Consider the following 16,121-nt stretch of genomic DNA (forward strand, 5'->3'; position numbering starts at 1 on the left):
TTTGTAGATTGGTACAGAAATTGTGAAATCAGTCCTGTATTTAATCAAACTATCACCCTTGACCAAATCCCGCGGACATGCCATTGTTGAGCAATGGTTTAAAGATAAAAAGTGGAAATGGGCAGCTTTTCAGAAGGAGGCCGCGGTGGCTTATCTGGCGGGGAAAAGTGGCTTGGTGAATGCGCCCACGGGCAGCGGGAAGACCTACTCGCTTTGGCTACCGATCCTGATCAGGCATATTAACTCGCTTCCGAAAAAGCCTCTCAAAACTAAAAAAGGGCTGCAAGTACTTTGGATTACGCCGCTTCGGGCGCTTTCGAAGGACCTTTTCCGGAACATGGAAATGGCGGCGCTTGAAATGAACCTCACGTGGCGGGTGGGCATACGTACAGGCGACACGGGTACGCGGGAGCGCAATGAGCAGAAGCGGCAGATGCCTGACGCCCTCATTATCACGCCGGAGAGCCTGCATATGCTCTTTACGCAAAAAGACGCCTCCGAGTTTTTCAAAAACCTTCATACGGTAGTCGTTGACGAGTGGCACGAGCTCATGGGCAGCAAGCGCGGTACACAGACAGAACTTGCACTGGCGCGCCTACGGACCATTAACCCGGATCTGCAAACCTGGGGCATCTCCGCGACGATTGGGAACCTGGAAGAAGCGAAGCAGGTACTGCTGGGAATGCGGTTCCCGGAAGAAAACTCGGTGATTATCCGGGCGAATACTGAAAAGAAGATCCTGGTGGAAAGTATCATTCCCGACAGGGTGGAAACGTTGCCGTGGTCGGGGTATATGGGGATCAGGCTGGTGGATAAGGTGGTGGAAGTGGTGAACAGGAGCCGTACGACGCTGCTTTTTACCAATACGCGGTCGGGAACGGAAATCTGGTACCGTACGATCATCGAAAAATACCCTGAGTTTGCCGGCATTATGGCCCTGCACCACGCCTCACTCGACCGTGAGATCCGCGATTGGGTGGAGGAGGCATTGCACGATGAGCGGTTGAAACTGGTCATATGCACTGCCAGCCTTGATCTGGGGGTCGATTTCCGGCCCGTGGACACAGTTATACAGGTAGGGAGCCCCAAAAGCATTGCGCGGTTCGTGCAACGCGCGGGCAGGAGCGGGCACCAGCCGGGCGTTGACAGTAAAATCTATTTTTGTCCTACCAATGCATTGGAACTGATCGAAGCCGTATCGTTGCGGGAGGGCGTGATCAAAAATATGATCGAGGACCGGCCACCGGTTGCTCATGCATTCGATGTGCTGGCTCAGTGGATGATCACACTGGCGGTAGGCGAGGGGTTCGATGAAGCAGAGCTTTTCGAAGAGGTGCGAAATACATATGGCTATCAATATCTTAACCGGGAGGAATGGGAGTGGCTTCTGGGATACATCACCACGGGCAGTTCGTCGCTCACGGTTTATGACGAATACAAGAAAGTAGAACGAGTGAATGGCCGCTATGTGGTGACGAGCCGGCGTATAGCCCATCGGCATTTGCTGAGCATGGGCACGATCGTTTCCGAAGTTTCGCTGAAAGTGAAGCTGCAAAGTGGTAAATACCTGGGAGCCGTGGAGGAGTCATTTGTGACGTGGATGAAAGCCGGCGACGTATTTTTCTTTGCTGGTATGAGTGTGGAATTTGTACGAATCCATGAAATGACCGTGACCGTCAAAAAGGCTGAGGGTAAAAAAGGTTACCTCGTGCGCTGGGCAGGAGGGCGGATGCCTCTGTCGTCCCAGCTCTCCGCATTCATCCGCGAACGCCTCGCCGACGCGATCGAAAACCCGCATAAGGAAGTGGAGCTGGCCAAAATGCAGCCGTTACTCGAATTGCAGGAAAAGCGCTCGGTCATTCCTAAGACCAACGAACTGCTGATCGAGCAATGCGAAACCCGCGAGGGATATCATATCTTCATATTCCCTTTCGAGGGGCGACTGGTGCACGAAGGCATGTCGATTTTGCTCGCTTACCGCATTAGCCAGCTGCGGCCGATTACGTTTTCGGTGGCGATGAACGATTACGGTTTTGAGTTGTTAAGTGATCAGTATGTCGATCTGGCTGAAATCCTGGGTGAAACCGATCTTTTCTCGACCCAACATCTCGTCGACGATATTTACCAGAGCGTGAACGCGACGGAAATGGCGAAACGGAAGTTCCGCGAGATTGCCGCCATTGCGGGGCTGATGTTTCAAGGATATCCGGGTAAATATGTCAAAACGAGGCAATTGCAGGCGTCGAGTTCATTGCTTTTCAATGTGATGAGTAAGTATGAAGACAATAACCTGCTGATCAAGCAAGCATATCAGGAGGTTCTGACTTACCAGCTTGAAGAGGTACGCATGCGCGAGGCGCTTGCGCGGATCGAACATCAGAAAATAGTCATACAAAACACCGACAGACCGACGCCATTCTCGTTTCCGATCATGGTCGACAGGCTTCGGGAGCAATTAACTTCGGAAAAGCTGGACGACAGGATCCAGCGAATGATCAAACAGTACGGTAATGCAGATTGAGATCAGAGGCAACCACTTTTTATTATTGACGCAGAGGGCGATTTTCTGGGAAGAAACACAAACATTACTGATCGGAGACCTGCATTTAGGGAAAGTAACGCATTTCAGAAAGGAAGGAATAGCGATCCCGCACAATGCCGCCGCCAACAACTTCGAGCGGCTCGATGAACTGGTCCGGCAAACCGGCGCCACCCGCATTATATTCCTCGGCGATCTTTTTCACAGCGAATACAATTCAGAATGGGAAACGTTCCGCGAATGGCGCGCCGGGCACCACTACATCGAAATGATCATCGTCATAGGTAACCACGACATCCTGCCTGTAAGCCTTTTACTTGAATGTGATTTACAAGTGTATGCAGATGATTACGAGGAAGATGTATTCATTTTTACCCATCATCCGAAAGTGGAGTTCGATACTTCCAAATTCGTTTTCGCCGGCCATGTGCACCCGGTTTTCACTTCCTACGGCAGAGGCCGCCAGAGCGTGCGGCTCCCTTGTTTTGTGATTGACAAATACCAGGCCATTCTTCCCAGCTTCGGAGTGTTCACCGGCGGCTATCAAATGGGGCTCACCGATGATCGCAAGATATATATTACGACAGAAACGCGGGTGTTTTCTGTTCGTTAATTATTGATAATAAAGTGATTATGTTGAAACTGGAAAAATATGGAATCTGATTCCATATTTTTCCAGTTTTGCTTATTTTTGATGTATGATAGAAAGAATTGCTGCATCAAAAATTGAGCAATTGGCAGCCACATTCAAATCTGTGGCTGTTACCGGACCGCGGCAGTCCGGCAAAACGACATTAGCAAAGTCATTGTTTCCTGAAAAAGCGTACTTATCTCTCGAAAACCCGGACGTTCGGCGATTTGCATTAGAAGACCCGCGTGGGTTTCTGTCGAGGTATCAATCCGGGGCCATTTTTGATGAAGTACAACGCGCGCCCGAGCTGTTTTCCTATTTACAGGAAATCCTGGATGACTCGCCAGAGCCCGGGCGTTTTATCCTTACTGGCTCCAATAACTTTCTATTGCAGCAAAATATCTCGCAAACCTTGGCTGGCCGCGTTGCTATTTTGAATCTGTTGCCATTCAGTACCGCGGAGCTTTTTGAAGGAGTCAATGATGTGCCTGATGAGGACCAATTGATATTCAAAGGGCTATACCCACCGATTTACGAGCCTGGAATCCCGCCGGAAGATTGGTTTCCCAACTATTTGCGGACTTACATTGATCGCGATGTGCGGCAAATCAAAAACATTACCGATCTCATCGTATTCGAAAGGTTCATACGACTTCTTGCCGGACGGAATGGTCAGGAATTGAACCTCACTTCTCTTGCAGTCGACACAGGTGTGGATACGAAAACCATCCAGTCGTGGATAGGTATTCTGGAAAGTAGTTTTATCATTTATCTTCTGCGCCCGCATTATAAAAATTTTAATAAAACCCTCATTAAGCGGCCCAAGGTCTATTTTTATGATACAGGACTGGTTTGTTCGCTGCTCGGAATTTCCAGTATGGAACAATTGCCGCTTCATCCGTTGCGCGGCGCACTCTTTGAATCGCTGGTGGTTACGGAACTCGTGAAACAGCGGACGAATGCAGGAAGGCCTGTCAATCTTTACTATTGGCGCGACAAGACCGGGCACGAGGTTGATATTGTCATTGATAATGGCCTTTCACTACTTCCTGTCGAGATTAAAGCCGGAAAGACGGTTAACAACGAGTTTTTCGGCAATATCACCTATTGGAACAAGTTGAGCGGCGCAACGAAGGGCTACATCGCCTACGCCGGGAACCAGATCGAAGAGCGTTCGAACGGGATCACCGTTCTGAATTGGTTTGAGTTATTGAAACGGGGTGTTTAGCGTCTTTTGCACAAAGGAGGCTCCATCTGGAGCCAGGACGTCCTTTCACACAATGCCATGCTATAAACAGGAGATTCGTATGGAATCAATCTTGTAGATGTAGTTCTGAGGAGCGTCCCGTTTATAGCGACCGGAGCGATACGTGGTAAAAGGAGGCTCCATCCGGAGCCAAAAGGCTTTCAACCATGAAGTTGAGAGAGTTAATTATTTCGCTTGCGCTGTCGGTTTGGAAAAATGCTTTAATGATTTCGTGTTCGTTTTGCAGTGTGCTCATGTTATAAAAATAGTTTAGGTAAAAAATATATTTGTAGAATACTCTACAAAATCTGTGCAAATAAAAAGCCTTTACGGCTCATGGGTGATAATAGTCTCGATTTTGAACCTGCCAAATTCAATTAAAATCTCTTTCATTCGCTTCTCTGAAACACCACCCCCGTGGGTATAGTCACGCCATGCAGATACGGGTTTTCCCTTTTTCAGGTCCGCTGGTAGATTTGGGTACTCGTTTTTTAACCACCAATCAAATGCTTCAGGGATTGAAGAAAACTTCATCGTTGCAAATATAGAATTTGTAGACTACTCTACAAAGAAATAAAGGCTTTGTAGAAACTGATATTACGAATTTTACAAATATATCAGTTTGTGATTTATCTGCCGGGCAGCACTGTGTGCGAAATAGCGATGCGTCTGGAAAAGCGGCTCATTAAGCCCTCAGCTCAGTGCCGCCCGCGTAGGCTGGGTTTTCACTTTCAAATGCTTGCTGATCACCCGGATCAATTCTTCCGCCTTGAAGGGCTTTGTTACAAATCCGCTGAAATTGCAGGCAGCTATTTCGGGGGTCTTTTCGGCGAAGGTGTCCGCTGTGAGGGCGATTACCGGAACGTGCCGGTGCCTGGGGTAGGAGCTTTGGATTTTTTTCATGGCCGTCACACCATCCATAACCGGCATTTGAATATCCATTAAAATCAGGTCGAAATCGGCGGTTTCGAGGGCGTGGAGCACTTCTTTCCCATTGTTGCAGATTACAAAGTCCGCCTCCCATTTGTTGAGCAGATGTTTGAGCAGGATCTGGTTCGCCAGGATGTCCTCGGCGGCCAGAATGCGGTAGCCCTTCAACGATAAAGTGGCAGGTGCGCCGGTCTTTTCTTCTTCATACGAGGTACTTCCCTTGCCAAAATTCAACACCACGGTAAATGTGCTGCCTTCCCCAAGCCTGCTGCTTGCGGAAATAGATCCGTTCATGAGTTCGGTGATCTTTCGGGTAATGCTTAAACCAAGCCCGGTACCCCCGAAATTACGCGCGGCATTGTTATTGTGGGCTTGTGAGAAGCTGTCGAAAATGACACTCAGTTTGTCTTCCGAAATGCCTATTCCAGAGTCAGACACTGCTATTTGCAGGTCGATATTGTCGCCGTGGTCTTGGGAGAGCCGCACGTCAACCTTAACAAAACCGCCTTCTTCCGTGAATTTGATGGCATTGCCGATCAGATTGACCATGATCTGATTGAGCCGGTAGGGGTCGCCCATGACGATTTGGGGGACCTCGCTGCTGCAATGGAATGTAAAATCGATCGACTTTTCCCTGGCCCGGATTTCAAAGGTTTTCATCAGGTAGTCGAGCTTCTCGCGTAAATCGAACTCAAAGTTTTCCAATCCGAACTTTCCGGCTTCAATTTTTGAGAAGTCGAGAATGTCATTCAGGATCACCAGCAGGTTATCGGCAGAGTACTTGATTGTGTTCAAATGCTGCTGTTGCTCTCCTGTAAAACCACTCAACAGGAGCAAATCCGTAAACCCTATGATCGCATTCATCGGTGTGCGGATCTCGTGGCTCATGGTCGAAAGGAAGTCGGATTTGATGCGCGTCGCTTCTTCGGCATCTTTTTTGGCTTTAATCAGCTCTTGTTCTGCCAATTTGCGTGCAGTAATGTCGATCGCCGTGCCGAGCACTTCCTGCACACGTCCCCGAGCATTCCTTTTGAAAGGTACTTCACGGGTGATGATCCAGATTTCCGAGCCGTCCTTGTGTTTCAGCCTGAACTCTTTTTCCACCACTTCACCGTCCTTCACCCGGTACCGCATATGGTTGTAGTGTTCGCGGAAAGTGTGCTGGTCCTGCTCGTTGATGATCTGGGCGAGGCCTTTGCGCGTATCGGTTTCGACTTCGCATTCCGAATAGCCCAATATTTTCCAAATCTGTTTGTTGTGGAAAATATTGGTCCATTTCTCGATGTCGATCACATAAATGATATTAGGAGAGAGGAGTGCTACTTTGTTAATAAACTCTTCTTTTTCGGCTAATTCGTGCTCTGCGACCTCCCTGCCCTTTTCCATTTCGAGCATTTGTCGCATGGTATGAAAGGCCTTCGTCAATTTTTCCGGGGTAACTTCCGATTTGGGAAAATAATCCAGCGCACCAGCTTTCATCATTTCAACGGCGAGACGTTCGTCGCCATGCGCCGTAAGCACGATTACGGGCAGGTGCGGAGCACGTTTCTTAACGGCTTTCAACAGCTCCAACCCGTTGGTTTTGGGTAGTTGGTAGTCGAGGAAAATGCACCCGGGCATCCATACATCGAGCATCTGGAGTGCCTCCTCCGCATATTTGCATATTCTGACCTCCCCTATTTCCACTTGCGCCCTGCTGATAGCACGGTTCAGTTTCATAGCGTCGATATCGTCGTCTTCAACAAGCAGGATGGATAACGGGGGCATAACGAGGGCTTATAGTGACGGATGTTACTACTGAGGATATTCGCAAAGTGTCCAATAGCTATTCAGCGTGGAAACCGCCGCAATAAACCGGTCCATCGATAACGGTTTGAGAATGTAGCCGGCTACGTTCAGGTTGAAAGCCTCGATCTTATCGCTGTCTTCATTGGAGGTGGTCATCACAAAAACGGATAGCGAAGCGAGCGACGGGTCTTGCCTGATTTCTTTCAAAAATTCGATGCCGCCCATTTTGGGCATGTTCAAGTCGAGCAATACAATTTTCGGCCTGGGATATTCCAAAGTTTCGGAGCGGAGCAACGCCAATGCTTCAATGCCGTTGGATGCGACGACGAGTTGGTTGGAAATATTGTTCTTCTTGAATGCCCGCTTGACATTCATCACATCAACTTCGTCGTCTTCTACGAGTAGTATGGTCATCGGGAGAGGGTTGGTAAAGGACATTTTTTTATTGAATAGTAGTTAAAATGGGTTATCCGACATTATTGGATGTCTTTTGCTTCGTTTTTCGGCCAGGTAAAAAGGAATGTCGTCTCCTCGCCCATAACCGTTTCGATCCTTATTTTGCTGTGTTTTTCGTCCAGGATTTTCTTCACAATGGCGAGGCCTACGCCGGTACTTTCCACCTCGTCGCGCGCTTGGAGGGTCTGGAAAATCACGAATATCCGCTCGTGGAATTCAGGGCTGATGCCAGGGCCGTTATCACTTACATAAAACTCAAACTGGTTACCGAGATCTTTCCAGCCGATGGTAATCCGGATCTCCGCCTTGTCATTGTATTTGATGCCATTGGAAATCAGGTTTTGCAGGATTTGTGTCAATGCAATTTTTTCTGCCTCGATCTCTGTACCCGGATCTCCTTCGATACGGAATGAAAGCGGTTTTTTGGTACTGAACGATTCACAGAGCTCGTCGACCAGGCTTCTGATCAGGAATTTCTCTTTCACGGTTTTGATCCGTCCTGCGCGGGAATAGGACAAAATCCCGTTGATCAGGTTTTCCATCCGGTGCACACGCCCGCGCAGGAGCTTGAACTGATCCCTGGTTTCGCCTTCGAGCATATCGGCAATATCCTCCTCGATCCATTCTGAAAGGTTGTTGATCGCCCGCAGCGGCGCCTTCAGGTCGTGGCTCACGACATAGGCAAACTGGTCGAGTTCGGCATTGATGCGTTCCAGGTCGTGGGTATAGGATTTCAGCTTCGTTTCTGCCGTCACGCGCGCGGTTACATCCGAGAGTGTGCCGGTGAAGCCGATGTGTTCACCATCGACATAATATGGGCTCAGTGACACGCCGAGCCATTTTTCCTGCCCGTCCGCTGTGAATATGCGCAAGGTATTTTCCTTTCCGTGGGTTTGGGCGTGGAGTATTTCAACCAGCTTCTCCCTGGATTCGAGCAGGGGGAGAAAGCCTGCAAAACGTTGGCCAAGACTGGCGGCCACGGGGTAGCCGGTAATGCTTTCCCAAGCCTGGTTGAGATAGGTAAAATTGCCTTCGCGATCCAGCTGCACCAATACCTCCGAAATGCTGCCCACTACCTCTTCCAACCGTTTGCTGGTGAGAGCGGCCTCTTCCGTTTTTTCCTGTGCAATGCGGCTTAGTTCGCGGTTGGCTTTGAAAAGTTCGCCGGAGCTTTGTTCCAATATCAGCTCCATCCGCGTCAGATCGTCCTGGTATTCGGTATAGGCTTGATTTACAGCCATCAGGAAATCCTGCATGTCGGGATGTTCGGCAAGATCGGATGGTAGTGACTTCCTGATTTGTCGTTTTAGGAGCCGGTGGTAATTGGTTTCGGTCAGTTCGAGCGTTTGCATCGCTTATTCTCGGAAAGTGGTAATGGTCATGGTTTGGTTATGCAGCTCACAAAACGAATCGCGGTTGAACGGCGCCAGCTCGCCATAGGAATAGAAACCCGTCATAACCGGCCCTTTCAACACTCCGGAGACGGATTCTACCTCTTCTTCCACCATTTGTTTCAACACCAGTTTCCGCCCGACGCAGCTTACCAGAATAGCAAATTCAGCCTGGCTATCCAGTCCCCGCACGGCTTCCTCGGCCGCTTCTTCGGCGCCGTTGATCAGCCGGTCGTTGTTGGCTTTCATCAATCTCACAAACGAGCCTTCGGGAATATCTCCGGCGAATGTCAGGCTCTTTTCATTTTCATTGATCCCCAGGATCGTGCGTACCACCGGTGCGCGGTCCTCACTGTCACGCATGCTCAGCGGGAAAAGCAGGCCCGATGCAGGTAATTCTTTCGCTTTATCACCCAGAAATGATTTATAAAGGTCGAGTGCCGGCTCACCGTCGATTTCGTAAAGGATATTCTCTTTGGAACGCGTTACCCGTCTGTCAAGCCCGAAGCTGTCCCAGCCGCCGCGCGAACCGTAACCGATCGAAAGCTTTTCACCATAAAAGCCAATAGCCGCCACACTTTCGGTAGCGACTTTTCCATCGGGCTCAATAATTATCGTACGGGCAAAATGCGAGCCGTCGCCGGCCAGTCCCCCCGTAATAGTAGCACCGTCGGTCAACCCTTCAGTCATGCCCTTGACCAGGTCGGTACCATTGACTTTGAGGCCATCGGAAACGACGAAGACGTGTTTCAGGCCTTGGGACGGAAGTTGGGAAACGAGCCGTCTTCCGGCTTCCAGGCTGTCAAAATCAATATCTTCAAGGCTGATTTTAGAGCTTTTGATCGAAACTTCTTCGAACGCGATACCCGTAACAATAATACTATGGTCCATTACCGACTCATTAGCGATTTCCCCGGCGGTTGAGCATCCGGAAAATACGGCATCGGGATATTGTGCCGCGAGCTGGTGTGAAATCCCGGTAGTTTCAAGCAATTCCCGATCACCGAAAATGAACAACAATTGTGGGGAAAACGAGAACAGGATTTCACTGGGATTATCCGAATAGATAAACTGTTCAATCAGCATAGGGACAGGAGGTTGCAGCGTGATAAATCGATCTACAATTTACATAAAACTTTTGAGAACGAATTATTTTTACGCTTCCTCCTGAGCTGTCGTGATAAATTGGTTTTTGCTACGAAATAGATGGGAATGAAATCCCCTTGATTTTACGGAATAGTTCTACTGCATAGAGGTCTGTCATGCCTGATACAAAATCGAGGACAGTCTGTATCCGGGAGTAGGGGTCCGTTTTCGTGGTGATGAATTGCTTGGGGATCAGGTCGACCAGCTTTCGCGTGTAATGGGAGTTATTGTTGAGATAAGCCGGTACAAATTCTTCAAGCAACCCGCCCATTACCTTATAACCTGCTACTTCGATCTGCACAACCGACGAGTAATTGTAGATTTTCTGAATGGATATCCGCTCGATCTCTTTCATCGCCGAGCGGTACGGTTCGGGAATGCGGTCGATCAGACTTGCATTGAAATCGCCGTTTAGGATTGTATTTTGTTCATTGATAAACAGTTCCGAGCAGGCCCCGATGAGCGTACTGATCGATTTGGCACGCAGCAGGCCTATTTTGGCATCGTCATCGTCGATGTAGGCCAGACGTTCCGACATCCGGGCATCATTGCATAACGCGAGGAGCAGCGCTTCCACTTCCTGATAGGAGAGAATTTTGAGCCGGTGCGCATCTTCAAGGTCTATGATGTTGTAACAGATATCGTCCGCCGCCTCTACCAGGTACACCAGCGGGTGTCTTTTATAAACCACCGGCGATTCCGAAACCTGCGACAAGCCCAGTTCGGCGGCGATTTTCTGAAACCCGGCCTGCTCAGATTGAAAGAAACCGTATTTTTTGGTGTAAATATGGGCTTTCCTGTGCCCGGCGAGGGCTTCGCAGGGATATTTGGCGATGGCGGCCAAAGTGGAGTAGGTCAATGCGAAACTGCCATAACCTTTACCTGCATACGGGTGCGTGAGAATGCGGATTGCATTGGCATTGCCTTCGAAATGCGTCAGGTCGGCCCACTGTGCTTCGCTGACTTTGTTTTGGTATTTCAAACCATCGCCATCCGTGAAGTAATGCGAAATAGCGGCCTCACCCGAATGCCCGAATGCAGGGTTGCCCAGGTCGTGCGCGAGGCACGCGGCTGAAACGATATTGCCGATCTCGCTGATCAGCGGCAGGTCGTCGTCGACCTGATGGTTTTCAGTTTTCAGGTGATTATAAAACATCCGCCCGAGCGACTTGCCTACACTGGCTACTTCGAGGCTGTGTGTGAGCCGGTTGTGAACGAAAATGCTCCCGGGAAGAGGAAATACCTGTGTTTTGTTCTGCAACCGGCGGAAAGGTGAGGAAAAGATCAGCCGGTCGTAATCGCGCTGGAACTCCGAGCGGGCCTCGGTCGGATCGGAATTGTATTTATCTTCGCTGCCCCAGCGCTTTGCCGACAGCAATTGTTCCCACTTCATCATATTGATCTCGAAATAAACGGCAAAACTAATGGCTTTCGGTGAAAATGTGCAGGGAAAGACCAGTAATGCGGATTTCAGGTAGAAACCGGCGCTTCGCGGGCTTTTAACAAAGTCATTAATAGGGATTTATTTCAAACCGGACATTATGAAAAAGCTATTGCTTTTGGGGACTATCTTGAACCTCTTGAGTGGAACACAAGCGTCGGCCCAGAAGAATGAAGAGCTGGCCCACGAAATGCGTGACGCCGTAACCACATTCCTGAAAGTCCTCACGCCCGGGCAACGGCAGGAAACCGAACTTCCCTACGCCGATCTGGCCCGTTTCGACTGGAATTTTACCCCGCGCGCCCGCAAAGGCATTACTTTCAAGAGCCTGACGCCTGCCCAGCGTAAAGTAGCGATGGCCATGGTGCGCGTGGTGCTTAGCCAGGAAGGTTACAGTAAAGCCGAGCAAATTATCGACCTGGAAAATGTATTGCGGGTTGTGGAATCCCGCCCCGCCAACGACACCTACCGTGATCCCGAAAATTATGCATTCCTCGTGTTCGGCACGCCGGGTAACGATCCATGGGGCTGGCGGATGGAGGGGCACCATTTGTCGCTGCATTTTTCGTCGATCGATAACCAGGTTACCTACACGCCGAGCTTTTTCGGAAGCAATCCGGGCCAGGTAATGGCCGACGTGCCTCAGAAAGGCAAGCGGATCCTGAAAGCTGAGCAAGACTTAGCATTTGACCTGCTGCATACCCTCGACGCTTCTCAACTCGAAAAAGCAAACCTCGGCGCCAAAGCGCCCAATGAGATATTTACTTCCAATGCCAGAAAGGCCTCGCTTTCCAAAATGGAAGGCATTGCCATGGGGGAGCTGAACGCGGCACAAAAAGCGGCATTTAGAAAACTGATTATGGCCTACCTGCAACGCTACCACGTCACGCTGAAAAACCAGCAATGGGCCGAACTCGAAAAGAACGGTATAGACAAAATCCACTTCGCCTGGCTCGGCGACCAACAGCCTGAGATAGGCACAGGCCACGGCCATTACTACCGCATCCATGGTCCGACGTTTCTCATTGAGTTTGATAATACACAGAATGGCGGGAATCATATTCATTCGGTGGTAAGGGATTTGACGAGTGATTTTGGGGAGGATTTGTTGCAGGCGCATTATGAAACGGGGCATAAGAAGTGAGGGAGGACAAGGGAAAAACTCGTATATTCGGATAAACAAATGCGAAATAAGATGTCTGCAACAGGGTTGAAAGAGCGATTGATTGACAGGATCAAAGAGATCGATGACGAGGATATTCTGGCCGAGGCTTACCGGTTACTGGGAACGGATCCCGATTTGGAGGAGCCTTACCCATTGAATGCTGAGCAAAAGGCTGCTATTGAGGGAGCGAGAGCTCAAATCAAAAGCGGGAACTACCTCACCGATAATCAGGCCGACAAAGAAATAGACGAATGGCTAAACAAATAATCTGGTCTGCCAGAGCACACACTGATCGAAAACACATATTGGAGTACTGGATAAACAGAAATAAATCCAAAACGTACAGCCGGAAGCTTAATCGGCTTTTTAAGGAGGCTGTGCAGTTGGTTGCGATACATCCCAAAATAGGGAAGAGAACCGATGTGGAAAATGTCCGTATCAAGATCGTCCGGGACTATTTTATCATTTACGAAGAAACCGAATCGGAAATACATATTCTGACAATTTGGAATAGTCATCAGGATCCGGAAAATTTGGAGTGGGAATTTTAAACATACATGACTCCGACACCGCACCGCTACTTCATTATCAACAAGCCTCCCAACATGGTTTCGCAATTCGTCAGCTCGCATGATGTGCGGTTGCTGGGCGCGTTGGATTTTGAATTTCCCGAGGGGACGCATGCGGTGGGGCGGCTCGATAGCCTTTCAGAAGGCCTGTTAATCCTTACTACTAATAAAAGAGTAACCAACCTGCTTTTTCTGGGAGAGGTGCCGCACAAGCGCAAATATTGGGTGAATGTGGGCCACATTGTGCCACCCGAGACGGTGGAGCTTTTGCGCACAGGCATTCCTATCCGTGTGAAGGGGGGTGGTTATTACGTTACAGCGCCTTGTGAGGTGGAAATCATCGACCGGCCTGCGATTTTGAGCAAACATAAAAATGAAACCCAGCCCGACGTCCCGAATACCTGGCTGAGCATTACGCTCACAGAAGGTAAGTACCACCAGGTGCGGAAGATGGTGCGGGAAGCCAATCACCGCTGCCGGCGCCTTATCCGTGCCAGTATCGAGGATTTGGAGCTGGGCGATCTGCCGCCGGGCGGCGTGAAGGAGATTGAAGAGGAGGAGTTTTTCAGATTGCTGAAAATAGAAAACTGGAAGTCAGCGATTTCGTCCGACAATTTTTTGTTGGAGCCGTCCATCGAAAATCCTGCATATTAGCGGCAGACAGCATTAGTTTTAATCCACATTCATATTAAACTGATCGCGTCATGAACCTCATTGGAAACATTATCTGGCTTATTTTCGGTGGATTTGTCGTTTTTCTCGAATATATGGCCGCCGGGTTGGCGCTCTGCCTGACCATCATCGGCATCCCTTTCGGTATCCAATGTTTCAAAATAGGTATTATGACGCTCTTTCCTTTCGGGCAGCATGTGCGGGAGGTGCCGGGTGACTCAGGATGTTTATCGACCATCTTCAACATCGTCTGGATTTTTCTCGGCGGAATTTGGATCGCGCTTACGCATTTGGTTTTCGGGATTCTGCTCGCGATTACCATTATTGGTTTGCCGTTTGCAAAACAGCATTTCAAACTGATGAGCCTCTCTTTTGCTCCTTTTGGGAAAGAAATTTATTCATGAAAGCTATCGTCATCGCAGAACCCGGCGCTCCGGAAGTGCTGCAAATCCGGGAACGTGCAACGCCGCGACCGGGTGTATCCGAAGTGCTGATTAAAGTATACGCCGCGGGCGTGAACCGGCCCGACGTTTTCCAGCGAAAAGGAAATTATCCACCCCCACCCGGTGCCCCGCAGGATATTCCCGGATTGGAAGTAGCCGGTGTGATCGAAGAAGTGGGTGCCGACGTTACCGAATGGAAGCCCGGCGATCGTGTGTGCGCATTGCTCGCAGGCGGAGGTTATGCGGAATACACGCTAGCGCAGGCGGCGCATTGCCTGCCCTCACCTCCGAACCTGGATTACACGGAGGCTGCTTCATTGCCCGAAACGGTGTTCACCGTTTGGCATAATGTGTTTCAAAGAGGGCAATTGCAGGCCGGAGAGCACTTTCTGGTACACGGCGGTAGCAGTGGCATAGGCATTACGGCAATTCAGCTGGCGAAGGCATTCGGCGCGAAAGTGTTTACTACGGCCGGCTCGGATGAAAAATGCGCGGCCTGTAATGCATTAGGCGCAGATATTAGTATCAATTATAAAACCTCCGATTTCGAAGAAGTGCTGAAAAAGCTGGGTGTGGATGTGATTCTCGACATGGTGGGGGGTGATTATATTCCTAAAAACCTGCGACTGCTTCGCGAAGAAGGCCGGCTGGTTTTTATCAACACCATGAAAGGCAGCAAAGTGAAGGGCACCGATGAGGTGGATTTTGGTCTGATTATGCGAAAACGCCTGACCGTCACCGGCAGTACGCTGCGAAACCGCGATCATGCTTTCAAAGCTGCTTTAACTTCTGATATTCAAAAACACGTGTGGCCGGTTTTGGAAAAAGGAGTTTTCAAACCGGTGATTGCGCAGACATTTCCACTGGCAGAAGCGGCAAAAGCACATGCATTAATGGAAACCAGCGATCACGTCGGCAAGATTATTCTGGTGAATGAATGGTCGTGAGCCGGTCGTTGAGGATTTTTGAAATCTGGTCGGCCTGCGCATAAACCATCAAATGGCCGCCGCCTTCGATGATAATATCCGGTTTCACGATGATGATCGGGATAAGTTTGTCGGCCGTTCCGTGGATGTGAAATAGGTTTTCGACCCGCTCTTTTCGATCCCAGCCGCTCATGCGTGTCAGCGCCCATTTCAGGAACTTGCTGTCGGTGTCGTGCAGGATCTGTTTGAGCAGCTTTTTCAATTCAGGGGTATCCGCTCCGAAATAGTTGTAAGTGATCCGATTGGCCGATTTGAGCAACGGCGCCGATAATGGCGACATTAACAGGAATTTGATCATGGCCTGGTAAAACTTCGAAAGCGGAACGCCGGTTGACATACTCGAAATGAGTGTAACCTGCTGCGGACAGGCGATATCCGCAATTTCAGAAGCTACAACGCCCCCGAACGAAAGCCCCACCAGTTGGAAAGGTTGGGAGGTGTCAATTTGTTTGACCAAACGGGCCGCATAGTGCTGCAACGACTCTTTTTTCAAAGGCCTTACCCATTTGATATACTTCACATTCAGCCTCGGGTCGAGCTTGAGTTTGGTAAATACGCGCTCGTCGGCACCGAGGCCGCTGATAAAATACACGTTCATTTTCTTCACAGAAACGTCCGTTACTGCGCTATCAGGCGCGCTTATCGCTCTTGTGCCGGAAAATGAAAGGAATGCCAATAGAAGACAGGAGTTACGTATGTTCGAAAACATGATGGAGTG

17 protein-coding genes are annotated in these 16,121 nt (G+C 49.6%); 9 read left to right on the forward strand and 8 right to left on the reverse strand.

What is annotated here, in order from left to right; translation table 11 throughout:
* Positions 1 to 58 precede the first annotated feature (58 nt).
* The 3 genes from ACQ4MZ_RS29995 (at position 59) to ACQ4MZ_RS30005 (ending at position 4,398) form a co-directional block, all read left to right on the forward strand.
* Positions 59 to 2,521 carry a ligase-associated DNA damage response DEXH box helicase gene (locus ACQ4MZ_RS29995; protein WP_430851496.1) on the forward strand — a complete coding sequence of 821 codons (2,463 nt, stop codon included), beginning with the start codon at positions 59 to 61 and terminating at the stop codon, positions 2,519 to 2,521.
* Positions 2,511 to 3,152: a ligase-associated DNA damage response endonuclease PdeM gene (pdeM, locus tag ACQ4MZ_RS30000; RefSeq protein ID WP_430851498.1), complete on the forward strand. Its 642-nt coding sequence runs from the start codon at positions 2,511 to 2,513 to the stop codon at positions 3,150 to 3,152. Before ACQ4MZ_RS29995 ends, pdeM begins: the two co-directional genes overlap by 11 nt.
* Positions 3,153 to 3,237: 85 nt before the next feature.
* Complete coding sequence (locus ACQ4MZ_RS30005; protein ID WP_430851500.1) at positions 3,238 to 4,398, forward strand: ATP-binding protein; 1,161 nt, start codon at positions 3,238 to 3,240, stop codon at positions 4,396 to 4,398.
* Positions 4,399 to 4,519: 121 nt separating this feature from the next.
* On the opposite strand, the gene ACQ4MZ_RS30010 is transcribed toward ACQ4MZ_RS30005, so the two are convergent.
* The 7 genes from ACQ4MZ_RS30010 to ACQ4MZ_RS30040 form a co-directional block, all read right to left on the reverse strand.
* Positions 4,520 to 4,672 carry a hypothetical protein gene (locus tag ACQ4MZ_RS30010; RefSeq protein ID WP_430851502.1) on the reverse strand — a complete coding sequence of 51 codons (153 nt, stop codon included), beginning with the start codon at positions 4,670 to 4,672 and terminating at the stop codon, positions 4,520 to 4,522.
* Positions 4,673 to 4,743: 71 nt separating this feature from the next.
* On the reverse strand, positions 4,744 to 4,950 hold the full coding sequence (locus ACQ4MZ_RS30015; protein ID WP_309993166.1) for a hypothetical protein: 207 nt from the start codon (positions 4,948 to 4,950) through the stop codon (positions 4,744 to 4,746).
* A 159-nt stretch (positions 4,951 to 5,109) separates the two neighbouring features.
* Positions 5,110 to 7,113, reverse strand: a complete 2,004-nt coding sequence (locus ACQ4MZ_RS30020; protein ID WP_430851505.1) for a response regulator — start codon at positions 7,111 to 7,113, stop codon at positions 5,110 to 5,112.
* Between the two features lie 27 nt (positions 7,114 to 7,140).
* The gene (locus ACQ4MZ_RS30025) at positions 7,141 to 7,548 is read right to left on the reverse strand and encodes a response regulator (protein WP_430851507.1); all 408 of its coding nucleotides are present in this window, start codon (positions 7,546 to 7,548) and stop codon (positions 7,141 to 7,143) included.
* A 62-nt stretch (positions 7,549 to 7,610) separates the two neighbouring features.
* A complete protein-coding gene (locus ACQ4MZ_RS30030) occupies positions 7,611 to 8,942 on the reverse strand; it encodes a sensor histidine kinase (RefSeq protein ID WP_430851509.1) in 1,332 nt (443 codons plus the stop codon).
* 3 nt (positions 8,943 to 8,945) lie between these two features.
* The gene (locus ACQ4MZ_RS30035; RefSeq protein WP_430851511.1) at positions 8,946 to 10,067 is read right to left on the reverse strand and encodes an FIST signal transduction protein; all 1,122 of its coding nucleotides are present in this window, start codon (positions 10,065 to 10,067) and stop codon (positions 8,946 to 8,948) included.
* Between the two features lie 109 nt (positions 10,068 to 10,176).
* The gene (locus ACQ4MZ_RS30040) at positions 10,177 to 11,523 is read right to left on the reverse strand and encodes a deoxyguanosinetriphosphate triphosphohydrolase (RefSeq protein WP_430851513.1); all 1,347 of its coding nucleotides are present in this window, start codon (positions 11,521 to 11,523) and stop codon (positions 10,177 to 10,179) included.
* A gap of 145 nt (positions 11,524 to 11,668) precedes the next feature.
* Here ACQ4MZ_RS30040 and ACQ4MZ_RS30045 point away from each other — a divergent pair, with 145 nt between their 5' ends.
* Genes ACQ4MZ_RS30045 through ACQ4MZ_RS30070 form a run of 6 tightly spaced genes read left to right on the forward strand, consistent with a single transcriptional unit; the run spans position 11,669 to position 15,364 of the window.
* Positions 11,669 to 12,712 carry a DUF3500 domain-containing protein gene (locus tag ACQ4MZ_RS30045; protein WP_430851515.1) on the forward strand — a complete coding sequence of 348 codons (1,044 nt, stop codon included), beginning with the start codon at positions 11,669 to 11,671 and terminating at the stop codon, positions 12,710 to 12,712.
* A 51-nt stretch (positions 12,713 to 12,763) separates the two neighbouring features.
* Positions 12,764 to 13,000: a hypothetical protein gene (locus ACQ4MZ_RS30050; protein ID WP_430851517.1), complete on the forward strand. Its 237-nt coding sequence runs from the start codon at positions 12,764 to 12,766 to the stop codon at positions 12,998 to 13,000.
* Positions 12,985 to 13,284, forward strand: coding sequence for a type II toxin-antitoxin system RelE/ParE family toxin (locus tag ACQ4MZ_RS30055; RefSeq protein ID WP_430851519.1), 300 nt, complete (start codon positions 12,985 to 12,987; stop codon positions 13,282 to 13,284). The genes ACQ4MZ_RS30050 and ACQ4MZ_RS30055 overlap by 16 nt, the downstream gene beginning before the upstream one ends.
* 6 nt (positions 13,285 to 13,290) lie before the next feature.
* Complete coding sequence (locus ACQ4MZ_RS30060) at positions 13,291 to 13,956, forward strand: pseudouridine synthase (RefSeq protein ID WP_430851521.1); 666 nt, start codon at positions 13,291 to 13,293, stop codon at positions 13,954 to 13,956.
* Between the two features lie 50 nt (positions 13,957 to 14,006).
* Positions 14,007 to 14,378 (forward strand): YccF domain-containing protein, encoded by a 372-nt coding sequence (locus ACQ4MZ_RS30065; RefSeq protein WP_430851523.1) that lies wholly within the window; start codon positions 14,007 to 14,009, stop codon positions 14,376 to 14,378.
* Positions 14,375 to 15,364 (forward strand): NAD(P)H-quinone oxidoreductase, encoded by a 990-nt coding sequence (locus tag ACQ4MZ_RS30070; RefSeq protein ID WP_430851525.1) that lies wholly within the window; start codon positions 14,375 to 14,377, stop codon positions 15,362 to 15,364. Before ACQ4MZ_RS30065 ends, ACQ4MZ_RS30070 begins: the two co-directional genes overlap by 4 nt.
* On the opposite strand, the gene ACQ4MZ_RS30075 is transcribed toward ACQ4MZ_RS30070, so the two are convergent.
* Complete coding sequence (locus tag ACQ4MZ_RS30075; protein ID WP_430851527.1) at positions 15,339 to 16,112, reverse strand: alpha/beta hydrolase; 774 nt, start codon at positions 16,110 to 16,112, stop codon at positions 15,339 to 15,341. The genes ACQ4MZ_RS30070 and ACQ4MZ_RS30075 overlap by 26 nt on opposite strands.
* Positions 16,113 to 16,121 lie beyond the last annotated feature (9 nt).

This window comes from Dyadobacter sp. BHUBP1 (assembly GCF_050587785.1).
In the GTDB taxonomy this organism is placed as follows: Bacteria; Bacteroidota; Bacteroidia; order Cytophagales; family Spirosomataceae; genus Dyadobacter.